Source organism: Leptolyngbya sp. ST-U4 (assembly GCF_039962215.1).
GTDB lineage: Bacteria > Cyanobacteriota > Cyanobacteriia > Elainellales > Elainellaceae > Leptolyngbya_A.
Window position 1 is genome coordinate 1 of the sequence record NZ_JAMPKZ010000034.1, and the last position, 12,541, is coordinate 12,541.

Genomic DNA, 12,541 nt, shown 5'->3' on the forward strand with positions numbered 1-12,541 from the left:
TACCGCATTGACTGCCCAGTTTACCCAAGACTCACTGCTAAAGCTAACGCCTGCCCTGGTCGGGGCAACTAGAACCCGCAATGAAGGCATTATCGGTGAAGGAGTTGAGCTCAACGTTCAGCACCTGGAGGAGATCCGGGAGTCAACGGTGCTATATAACCTGACCAAACACCTGATTTATCACAAATACCGCGACCCAGGAGAAGAACCCAAGATCCATCTGTTTGGGCAGCTCAAGCGGATTGCCCGGCTCTGGATGAAAGATTACCTGCGCTGCACGGGTGGCACCTATCCAGCTCAGTTGATTTATCGAGAGATTGCTGACATGGCGTGCGACCGCATCAGAGCGGCCATCACAGAAGCCATCGTAGGCGATCGCCCGATTAAGGCAATCCTGGATGCCTACAACCCTACCGGCAGCACTGCCACCATCAACTTCAACACTTCAAAACCTACCCTCTGGAAAACAGACCCACGCCGCAGCCAGGTTAACTGGGTCGTCTGTGACAGCGACTGGGAAGCGGAGTTTTGCCGCGTAGCAGAAGCCCACCCACGGGTCAAAGCCTATGTCAAAAACCAAAGCCTGGGGTTTGAGGTTCCCTACCTGTATGGCTCCACTGCCCGCAAGTACCTACCAGATTTCATTGTGCTGGTAGATGATGGGCATCCTGACCCACTCAACCTGATTGTGGAGATTAAGGGCTATCGCGGTGAAGATGCCAAGGAGAAAGCCAGCACGATGCGGAATTACTGGGTGCCAGGCGTGAATAACTTGGGTAGTTTTGGACGGTGGGCGTTCGCAGAGTTTACAGCCGTATTTGAGATTGAGTCGGAATTCAACAGTGTCGTTCAAGCAGCCATCAGCCTGCAATCTGGAGAGATAGCGTAAATGAGAAATGCTCAAAAGCCGGATCACATCAGCCTCAACTTGCTCATTTCCAGGCTGAAAGAAGGACGGTTTGTCATTCCTGACTTTCAACGGGAATTTGAGTGGCGACCTTGGGATATCCGAGATCTGATGCGGTCGATTTTTCTCGATTACTACATCGGTAGTCTCTTGCTCTGGAAAGGTAAGCCAGAAAACTTCAACGCGCTCTCCTGTGAGCCTGTTTATGGTTATCAAGGCAATGCTAGCAAGGATCATATCGTCCTCGATGGGCAGCAGCGTCTAACGGCTATGTATTATGCTTTTGTCGCCCCTGATAAACCGTTACCCAACCGTGCCAATCGCTTCCTTTACTTTGTCCGAGTCGATCGCTTCATAGCTGAGGAATACGATGAGGCGTTTGACTACCAACCCCGAACGCGACGCTGGGCAAAGGTATTTGATGACCAACGCACTCAATTTGCAGAGCATATCTTTCCACTCTCCATCATCGGTGCCGGTGGATGGGATTTACCTAATTGGGTACAGGGCTATGTGAAGTTTTGGACTGATGAGGCAGCGGCAGCAGAAGCCGCAGGCGATTCGGGCAAGGCTCAGTTGGCATCCCGTCATGCCGAAAATGCACGGGAGTTTGGTGAACACTTGCGTAGCCTTACTGAGCAATATCAAATCTCGTATATTGAGCTAGACGAGGATCTAGGTGTCGATAGGGTCTGCGATATCTTTACCCAAATCAACAGCAAAGGAATCCGTCTGGATGTCTTCGATCTGATTAATGCCCTGCTCAAGCCTAAGGGCTTACAACTCAAGCAGATGTGGCGAGATGCCTCTCCTTGTCTGGAGTTCATCGACACGGAAAAGATGAATGTCTACATTCTTCAGGTGATGTCGATTCTTCGGCAGTCCTACTGTTCACCCAAATATCTCTATTTCCTACTGCCAGGGCAAGAGAAACCTGTTCGAGCACCTGATGGTAGTCGTCGTAAAGAAGTGCTCATTGCTGATACAGCGGATTTCCAGCAACATTGGGATCTGGCAGTCAGTGCCTTAGAAGAGGCTATTAAATTGCTGCGCCATCCTCAGGAGTTTGGCGTGATCTCCTCCAGCTATTTGCCGTATGTAGCGATTTTGCCAGTTTTCTCGGCCTTGCAGTCATACCTGAAAACGTTGCCTGTGGGACAAAAGCTAGAGGCACAAAGGAAAATTCGCTATTGGTATTGGGCAGCTGTTTTTACCAATCGCTATTCTGGCTCCGTTGAGTCAACTAGCGCTCGAGATTTCCTCGCTATGAAGGCATGGTTTCAGGACGAAACGGCTGAGCCAACACTCATTCAAGAGTTTAAGACTCGGTTCAGAAACCTGGACTTAAGACGAGAGACCAAGCGTGGCTCGTCAGTTTATAACGGTATTTTCAACCTTTTAGTTATTCAAGGAGCACGAGACTGGTTTACAGGTAATGTGCCCCAGCCTGGAGATTTAGACGATCATCACATTGTTCCGGCATCGTGGGGAGCCAAGCATCTTAAAGGCAATGCGATCCATACAATTCTCAATCGCACGCCATTAGCGGCTGCTACAAACCGGGATGTGATTGGCGATCGCCTTCCCAATGCCTATCTACCGGAGCTAATCGCAGCTAACGGAGAAAAGGCTGTGCGGAGCATTCTCGAATCGCACTTTATTTCACCTGTGGCTCAGGCGATTTTGCTGCGTCATCCCTTTACGCCAGATGACTATGAAGAGTTCATTGCGGAGCGGCAGCGCACGTTACAACTTGCGATTGAAAATTTACTGATCAAGGAACGGCTAGATTTATCGCCCCCATTGAGGGAGCTAGATGAGCATATCGAACAAATAGAACTCTCACTGCGGGGGCTCATACAGGAAGCGCTAGAGGGGGATAGCTCCCTTGTGCCAGGACATATTAAGCAAAAGGTGGATGAACGCATCCATAGCGCAGCCAGGAAAAATGCTGCATTAGACGTAGAAACCTATACAACTCTTGCGGGGCAGCTAGAGTTCTTCGACCTGCGAGAGCTACAAGACACGATTACAAACACAAATCTGTGGTCTCGTTTCTCAGAGCGCTTCTCTACCAAAGAGTCGCTTGCTGCCAAATTTGGGCAACTAGCAGAACTTCGTAATGGCATTCGCCATAGTCGAACCGTACATGATGTCGCCCGGAAGGAAGGGGAAGCTGCTGTCATTTGGTTCAACACTGTGCTTTCGAGGTAGACAAACAGATAGCAAGTTCACTGATTACGAAACGAACCTTGAAGACAATTGGTAGGGAATAGACCTGATGGCACGTAACTCCAGTAATCAATCCAAAAAAGTCGAAGCCCTCAAACACGAAGAGGCAAAGCGCAAGAATATTCCCACAGCAGAGTATCAGTCTGTCATGGCAGAGGAGGAGAAAAGCCCAGTGCGGGTAGCGTATGAGCGCCGCAATCGTGACCTAGACCCCCAACTAGTTTGGCGGGGCAAAGATGAACAGGACTGGTCAGACCTGGTGGTCAGTGCTCCACCGCTCTACATCCAGGAGAAGGTACATCCCAAGGTGTTAGTGGATGATCTGCTGCGTCAGAGTCAGGTTCGAGCCGAAACAAACCAGCCACAACAACTAGGGTTCGATTTGTTTGCCGACTTTGATGGGCTGTCTAAAGAGGCAACGGGCACAGACTTTTACCAACACGATGCCAACTGGACAAACCGAATGATTTTGGGCGATAGCCTTCAGGTGATGGCATCCCTGGCAGAGCGGGAAGGGCTGCGGGGTAAGGTGCAGTGTATCTACATCGACCCGCCCTATGGCATTAAGTTCAACTCTAATTTTCAGTGGTCAACAACTAGCCGCGATGTGAAGGATGGGAATAAGGAGCAGATTACCCGCGAACCAGAGCAGGTGAAGGCATTTCGGGATACCTGGCGAGATGGGATTCATTCGTATTTAACGTATTTGCGTGATCGGTTAACGGTGGCGAGGGATTTGTTAACCGATAGCGGCTCAATTTTTGTGCAGATTGGGGATGAGAATGTACATCGAGTACGCTCCTTGCTTGATGAGATATTTGGCAGCGAAAACTTTGTCTCACAAATCAACTTTCAGTCAATGACTCCTCTTGAGTCAGGTAGATTAGAATCTGTTTTTGATTTTATTCTTTGGTATTCTAAGGACTTAGAACAGATAAAGTACCGAAATCTTTATCGAAAAAAAGCTTTTGATGGGAATAAAGAATTCAAGTTCCTTAAAACGGATTGGGGACATGAAGAAATAGATCCTAATCTTCTTGATCAGAAATATACCGAGGGTATTTTTAAGAGATCTGTCCTTGAATCCTCGGGATTCACACCTTCTTGTATGTTTAATTACCCCTTTAATGGCAAAGACTTTTATCCAAGGGGAAGAAAAAGCTGGCGAACCAATCAAAACGGCTTAAGATGCCTGGATCGAGCAGATCGACTTTTTGTTTTAGGAACAAAACTCTACTACAAGCTCTACTACGATGATTTTCCATGTATTAGCTATTTAAACACTTGGGCAGATACAGTAGCAGGATTTGGTGAAACAAAAACCTATGTAGTGCAAACTCACCCTAAGATTATCCAACGCTGCATCCTCATGACCACAGACCCCGGCGATCTCGTCGTTGATCCCACTTGTGGCAGTGGCACCACTGCCTACGTTGCTGAACATTGGGGACGACGCTGGATCACCATCGACACCTCCCGCGTTGCCCTCGCTCTCGCCCGTGCCCGCATCATGGGTGCCCGCTATCCCTACTACCTGCTGGCAGACTCCAAAGCAGGGCAGCAAAAAGAAGCCGAAATTACCCGCACGGCTCCTGTTGCAACTCCTACCTACGGCAACATCCGCCAGGGCTTTGTCTATGATCGCGTGCCCCACATCACCCTCAAGTCCATTGCCAACAACGCTGAAATCGATATCATCTGGGATACCTACCAGACGAAACTAGAGCCGTTACGCACTGCTCTCAATGCCGATTTGGACAAAACCTGGGAAGAATGGGAAATTCCTCGTGAGGCAGAGCAGAAGTGGTCAGACAAAGCAAAGCAACTGCATGGAGACTGGTGGCAGCAGCGAATTGCCCGACAGAAGGAGATTGATGCCTCTATTGCCGCTAAGGCTGACCAAGAGTTCCTTTACGACAAACCCTATGAGGACAAATCTACTGTGCGGGTAGCGGGTCCGTTCACCGTAGAAAGTCTCTCACCTCATCGCGTGCTGGTAGTCAATGAACAGGATGAACTGGTAGACCCCAGCCAGCCAAAGACCCCTGAACATAGCACTAACGCTGCCGACTTTGCCAATGTCATCCTAGAAAACCTCAAGACCGCTGGAGTGCAGCAGGCGCACAAAGAAGGTAAGCTCAACTTCACAACCATCATTGGCTGGCCTGGAAAATACATCTGCGCTGAAGGTCGCTACGTTGAAGGGGAAAGCGAGAAGGAAAAACGGGCAGGCATTTTCATTGGTCCAGAGTTTGGGACAGTCACCCGTCCTGATTTAGTAGCCGCTGCACGGGAAGCAGGCGACGCTGGGTTTGATGTGTTAATCGCCTGTGCCTTTAATTACGATGCCCACTCTACTGAGTTTAGCAATCTAGGACGCATCCCTGTTCTCAAAGCCCGAATGAACGCTGACCTCCACATGGCAGATGCACTGAAGAACACTGGGGCAGGCAATTTGTTTGTCATCTTTGGAGAGCCAGACATCGACATTGACGAAGTTGAGGGTGGGCAGATTCAGGTGAAGATCCACGGGGTCGATGTGTTTCATCCCCAGTCCGGTGATGTCCGCTCCAGCAATGCTGATGAGATTGCCTGCTGGTTCATCGACACCGACTACAACGAAGAAAGCTTCTTCGTCCGCCACGCCTACTTCCTCGGAGCCAGTGACCCCTACAAAGCCCTCAAAACAACCCTCAAAGCTGAGATCGATGAGGAAGGCTGGGGAACTCTAAATAGCAATACCTCACGCCCTTTTAACAAACCCAAATCGGGTCGTATTGCCGTCAAGGTGATTAATCACTTGGGGGATGAGGTGATGAAGGTATTTAGGGTGGATTAATTGAGGTAAGGTATTGAGATGAACTTGGGAAATTCAAAGCAAGAAAACTGGTGGTCACGTTTACCTTTTGTCGATAAAGTCAAAGGCTGGAATTGGACCACTATCATCCCAATAACACTTGCTTCAATAGCTATTTTTTTTGTACTTCTAACCACATGGAATAGTCGTTATGATGCGGGTTACAAAGCAGGGGCAGGAGAGGGAGCCGCATACAAACCTTTATATGAACAATTTCAGGTTGAAAATCAAAAGCTCCTCAAGCAACATGACCAGGACAGATCTGAAATTACTCTGCTACAAAAAAGGGTTGGTCAATTAGAAGGAAAATTAGGTTTATTCGGACGTAATGCCACTCAAGCCGAAGCGGAAGAAACGCTAAATCAGGCGAAGCAAATTCAGACTGAAACCGAGCAGATGAGGGTGCAAACTTTCGAGCAGTCGGCAGAAATAGGTAGGACATCTGGACGATTAGAAGAACTTGAAAAGAGAAATCAGGAATTGGCGGATGAGATTAAGGGCGCACGTGCTGGCGTAAGAGTGCGAGAGGTTATTATTGTTGCGCTTCTCGCTTTTGGCTTTTTGTTTGAACGGTTCTTTCCTAGAAGAAATGCTTCAACTCAAATGTATCCTTCGTACAGCAATCCAAATACAGTTCTTACCTCTGCTGCTGTTTTAGAAACTTCTGACACTACATTCCTACAAGATGGCTATTCAAATCAGCAGGCTTTACCTTCTAAAGAGCAGGACAACAATACTGATACTGTTAACGCTGCCCATTAGTTGAAGCTTATTCTAAAGATGGAATTCCGCATCGCTGACACTTTCACAAATAGTTTGGTCAAACTCACTGGGCAGGAACAGAAAGCAGTCAAAACTACTGCCTTCGATCTGCAACTCAACCCAGCCAGTACAGGAATGCGATTCCATAAACTCGACCGCGCTAAAGATCCCAACTTCTGGTCGGTCAGCGTCAACATGGACATTCGCCTGATTGTCCATAGAACTGACAATAGCCTGCTACTCTGCTATGTAGCCCATCACAATGATGCTTATATCTGGGCAAGCCGTCGCAAAATTGAACGCCATCCCAAAACTGGAGCCGCCCAACTAGTCGAGATCCGCGAAACAATCGAAGAGGTGGTAATTCAGCAACCTATTCAACAACCTGCTGTAAGTACCCCAAAGCCCCTACTGTTTGCTGATGTCTCTGATGACGAGCTATTGAGCTATGGTATTCCACCTGAGTGGCTCAAGGACGTTAAGCAAGCCACGGAAAACACCTTATTCGACATCGCTGATCACTTACCTCAAGAAGCAACTGAAGCCCTGTTAGAACTGGCAACCGGAGGCAAACCCCAACGCCCCATTCCTGTACCTAGCGATATCAATCCCTTCGATCACCCTGATGCTCAGCGTCGTTTCCGGATCATGAGCAACGTGGCTGAACTGGAACGGGCGTTAGCATACCCCTGGGAGAAGTGGACTGTATTTCTGCACCCTGGACAACGATTACTGGTGGAACGAGACTACAGCGGCCCCGTTCGCGTCTCAGGTTCTGCCGGGACAGGCAAAACAATCGTTGGGCTACATCGTACCGTCTTTCTAGCACGTCAGCATCCTACGGCTCAACTGTTGCTTACCACCTTTTCCCCAGCCCTGGCAAATGCCCTGCGGATCAAGCTCCATCGCTTAGCTAGTAACGAGCCAGACCTGCTCGACCGAATTCAGGTCGGTGGCATTCAAGAGGTTGTCCGAAAACTCTATACCGACACCTTTGGTACGCCTCATCTTGCCGACCCTAGGCAGGTACGATCGCAATTGCTCAAGCTTGCTAAACAAGTCCCTAATCTGCGCTTTACAGAGTCCTTCCTTTGGGGAGAGTGGAACAATGTGGTCGATGATTGGCAACTGGGCAATTGGGAGTCCTACCGAGATGTTCCCCGACTGGGACGAAAAACTCGTCTAGGCGAAAAGCAGCGAGAACTATTTTGGCAAGTGTTTCAGCAACTTCTCACCTGGCTAGACCAGCAGCAACTCCTCACCTGGTCAAGCCTTTTTGGTCAAGTCACACAACATCTGATTGACACCGGAAAATACCCCTTTGAATTTGCCGTCGTAGATGAGGCTCAGGATATGGGCATTGCTGAACTACGATTCCTGGCAGCCCTCGGCAAGCAACACCCAGACAGCCTATTTTTTACCGGAGATTTAGGACAGCGGATTTTCCAGCAACCCTTCTCCTGGAAGTCATTAGGAGTTGATATTCGCGGACGATCGCAAATACTGACCATCAACTACCGCACCTCGCACCAGATCCGATCATCCGCCGATCGATTGCTTCCCACAGAAATAGCAGATGTCGATGGCAATCTGGAGCAACGACAAAGTACGGTCTCAGTTTTCGACGGACCTGCTCCTGTCATTGAAATTTACGATGGCCCAGAAACCGAAATTGAAGCAGTTGGAGAGTGGATTGCTAATCGCCTCACCGCCGGCATTCACCCTGAAGAAATTGGCGTATTTGTACGAGACCAACCCCAAATCAAACGAGCGATCGCTGCCATTACACAGGCAGGTATTACCCCAGTTGAACTAGACGATCAAATTACCTTTGCCGAAGGTTGTATCGCAGTCAGCACAATGCACCTAGCTAAAGGACTGGAGTTCCGGGCAGTCGCGGTAATGGCTTGTGATGATGAGGTCATTCCCCTCCAAGAGCGGATTGAATCGATTACTGACGAGTCAGAGTTGGAGGAAGTCTACAACACAGAGCGACACCTGCTTTACGTCGCCTGCACTCGCGCTAGGGATTACCTATTGGTTACCGGTGTCAATCCAGTATCTGAATTTCTAGACGACTTAAATGGGGTTAAGCCGACATACGGGCAAAAAAGTGCAACATAGGCTGAAAAGCTTTATCCAGGTTGAGTTTCAGAGCATCTGTCGAAGTGAGGCTGAGTATTGGGACTGCTGCCGTACGAGCAGCAGTGCAAAATCATGAGACTGACCTATAACCTCTGCAACGTATCGGTTCTAGCTTTTTTAGGGATGAGCTGAACTGCCTTTCCGTCTCACGAGTTTGGGGCGTTTTGACATACTACAAAACGGCAATTGAGTCCAATTTTAGTCCACTGCCTTTATGAGACTGTCAATCTCAGTTTAGGACAGTGCTTTGTGAGAGCAACGCTCTGGCAAAAGCGACAAGCCAGGCTTTATCCTCACAGGATTCCCTTGCGCACTGGCTCCCTAGGATGACCACCCTCGAACGGACTGCCTATCCTACGTTCAAAAGCTCCCCAACGCCCAAAGAACTGGCTGAACAATTTACTCCAACTGTCTCTGAGGTTGCCTTCGCGCAAGCACATACGCGCAGCAAACGTGGACAACTGAGCGTCTTAGTGCTCCTGAAAGCGTTTCAACGGCTGGGCTATTTCCCCGCCTTGAGCGAGCTTCCAGCGAGGCTCATCCAGCATCTCCGCACTTGCTTGAACCTGCGCGACCAGATTGCAGCGCAACCCTCACTGCGCTCACTCCGCCACTACCAAGTCGCGATTCGACGCTATCTGGAGATCAAACCCTATGACCAAAACGCTCAAGCCTACCTGCGCGACCAAGTTGCCGCCGCGGCGCTCACCAAGGATCACCCCGCCGATTTGATTAATGTAGCGGTCGAATTGCTGATCAAAGACCGCTATGAGCTGCCTGCCTTCAGCACCTTGGATCATCTCGTCAGTCATGTTCGCTCAACGATCAATAGCCGACTGTTTCAACAAATTTCAGAGGGTCTATCAGCAGAGGAGCAGACCTACCTGGATCAGCTACTGCTGAGTGAAACGCCCGAAACCCAGGCTTCCCTCAATTTGCTCAAAGCGCCTCCCCAAAGCGCCACGTTCGCGCACCTAACACAATTACAAACGAAGTTTAACCAGCGCATGACCTTTGGGGATGCAAAACGCTTGCTACAAGAACTACCCAGTACTAAGCGACAGTCTTTTGCCGCTCAAGCCAAAGCCCTTGATAGTGCTGAGTTGAGCAAGCATCAACCCCAAAAGCGCCGCACACTCTTACTATGCCTGCTTTATCAAGCCCAAGTCCAAACCCGTGATCACCTAGTGGAGATGTTTCTCAAGCGGATGCAGCGGCTTAAGCAACAGGCAAAAGCCCGATTGGTGGAACTGCGCGAGTCACACCTAAGCCAAACCAAAACGCTACTGGAGCAGTATGCCAAGGTGCTGACTGCTGCTGTGGCACCGGAAAGCGCCACAACTTTGGGTGAGCAGGTGCAAGCCGTTCTGGAACTTCATGGGGGTGCGCCACAACTGCTGCTGCAATGTGAGGAGATCGCTAGCTACAACAGTGACAACTACCGACCGCTGTTGTGGCGCTTCTATCGACATTACCGGAAGCAGTTGTTCCAATTGGTGCGCTCGCTCGACATTCGTTCCACCAGCCAAGATCAGTCTCTCGTTGAGGCTGTGCAGTTTATCTTGAGTCAGGAACATCGTCGGAGTCAATGGTTCCCGGCTGGGTTGGATCTCTCCTTTAGCAGCAATCTCTGGCGACAATTAGTGGTTGATGGGGCAGGAAAAGACCAGCGTTTGGCACGGCAACCGTTAGAAGTTTGCATCTTCACTTATCTGGCACTGGACTTAAAAACGGGCGATGCCTGTGTCCTGGGTTCAGAGAGCTATGCTGACTTTCGTGAACAACTGCTCCCGTTGCACGAATGTGAATCGCAGCTCGCGCAGTACTGTGCTGAACTCAGCTTGCCCGCTCAGGCGCACCAGTTTGTGGCAGCCTTGCACACACAATTAACCGCAACCGCACGGCAAGCAGACCAGGCTTGCCAAGTCTCGGAGCAGTTTAACCTCTCGCCCCAAGGTGTCCCTATCTTGCAACGGATCAAGACACTGCCCAAACCACCCGGAGCGGACACGCTGGAAGCGGCGATTTGGGAGCAGTTGCCGGAGCGGAGCATCCTGGATATTCTCTGCAACACCGAACATTGGCTGCATTGGACCCGTCACTTTGGTCCCGCTTCTGGGGCTGAACCGAAGCTGGAACAGCCAAGGGAGCGCTACATCCTCACTACTTTTGGTTATGGCTGTAATCTCGGTCCCAATCAAACTGCACGACACACACGCGGCTTAGTCACGTCCCATATGCTGTCTTACACGAATCGGCGGCATGTGGATGCGACCAAACTTGAAGCGGCAAGCCGCGATCTGATTGGTGCTTACAATCAGCTCCATTTACCTAAGGTCTGGGGCACAGGGAAAACGGCTGCCGCCGATGGCAGTAAGTTTGCGATTTACGAGAACAACCTGATATCGGAGTACCACATCCGCTATGGCGGTTATGGGGGAATTGCTTATCACCACATTTCGGACAGGTACATCGCTTTATTCACCCACTTCATCACCTGCGGGGTGTGGGAAGCCGTCTACATTCTCGATGGATTGCTGAAAAACACTTCCGAGATTCAGCCTGATACCCTCCATGCCGATACTCAAGGGCAAGCCACACCCGTGTTTGGACTCTCTTATCTGTTGGGCATCAAGTTGATGCCGCGGATTCGCAACTGGAAGGATTTGACGTTCCTCAAGCCCAGTCACGATGAGCTTTATCCTTATCTTGAACCGCTGTTTAAGGGTACGGCTGATTGGTCCTTGATTGAAACGCATTGGCAAGACATGATCCGCGTCGCCTTATCCATCCGGGCAGGCAAGGTGCTACCGTCAACCTTGCTCCGCAAATTGGGTAGCTACAGTCGGAGAAATCGTTTGTACCAAGCTTTTCAAGCGTTAGGGTTGGTCATCCGTACGCTCTTTCTACTGCGCTATATTTCGGATGTGGGCTTACGCCGTCAAATCACGGCTTGTACCAATATTGTCGAGGATTATAACCGCTTTGTAGACTGGCTCTTCTTTGGCAAGCAGGGGGTGATCACGGACAACGACCCGGAGGAGCAGGAGAAACGACTGAAATATCTGGACCTGGTGGCTAATGCGGTGATCTTGCAAAATACAGTAGATCTTTCATTAGCGATCCAAACATTGAGTGCAGAGGGCATGAAGATAGACCGCGCCGTGCTCAAAACCTTGAGTCCCTACATCACCCGTCACCTCAAGCGTTATGGCGATTATGTGATTGATTTTAAGCAGATCCCTTTACCCTTGGAAGCGGCGATTCCCTTACCGATTCCATTGGACGAACAGCAATTGGAGTAAAGCTTTCCAGCCCATCTTGCACTTTTTTGCCCGTATGTCGGCTCAACCCCTCTAAGAATTGCTGCGCGGCAGACCGAACCCCTTCCCCGCTTGCGCGCAACCATTCGTAAAACTGCGATCGTCCGGGGGCACTCCCACAAGCGATGCGAATCTCAATCCACAAGTCAGCAATCGTCATGCCGCTTATTTCTCGGTCTGGGGTTAGTGCCTCCATACAGCTATCCAGTGAATGTCGTTTACCTATCCGGTTCCACCTATCCGGTATGTCCTGTCTTCTATCTGGTGCTATCCGGTTTGAGCTATCCGGTTGCATAACTGGATACTAACACAGTA

General features: G+C 49.9%; 6 protein-coding genes and 1 pseudogene. All 7 read left to right on the forward strand.

Annotated features, from left to right (window positions below; translation table 11 throughout):
* Positions 1-889, forward strand: a pseudogene (locus NDA02_RS24345) (restriction endonuclease); the annotation flags it as partial.
* Entirely contained in the window at positions 890-3,121 is a 2,232-nt protein-coding gene (locus NDA02_RS24350) for a DUF262 domain-containing protein (RefSeq protein ID WP_348256095.1), read from the forward strand.
* Positions 3,122-3,188: 67 nt separating this feature from the next.
* Positions 3,189-5,978 (forward strand): site-specific DNA-methyltransferase, encoded by a 2,790-nt coding sequence (locus NDA02_RS24355; protein ID WP_348256096.1) that lies wholly within the window; start codon positions 3,189-3,191, stop codon positions 5,976-5,978.
* Positions 5,979-5,996: 18 nt separating this feature from the next.
* Positions 5,997-6,758, forward strand: coding sequence for a hypothetical protein (locus NDA02_RS24360; protein ID WP_348256097.1), 762 nt, complete (start codon positions 5,997-5,999; stop codon positions 6,756-6,758).
* An 18-nt stretch (positions 6,759-6,776) separates the two neighbouring features.
* Positions 6,777-8,882 carry a 3'-5' exonuclease gene (locus NDA02_RS24365; protein ID WP_348256098.1) on the forward strand — a complete coding sequence of 702 codons (2,106 nt, stop codon included), beginning with the start codon at positions 6,777-6,779 and terminating at the stop codon, positions 8,880-8,882.
* A 347-nt stretch (positions 8,883-9,229) separates the two neighbouring features.
* Positions 9,230-12,208, forward strand: a complete 2,979-nt coding sequence (locus NDA02_RS24370; protein ID WP_348256099.1) for a Tn3 family transposase — start codon at positions 9,230-9,232, stop codon at positions 12,206-12,208.
* A gap of 90 nt (positions 12,209-12,298) precedes the next feature.
* Positions 12,299-12,523, forward strand: a complete 225-nt coding sequence (locus NDA02_RS24375) for a hypothetical protein (RefSeq protein ID WP_348256100.1) — start codon at positions 12,299-12,301, stop codon at positions 12,521-12,523.
* Positions 12,524-12,541: the final 18 nt, after the last annotated feature.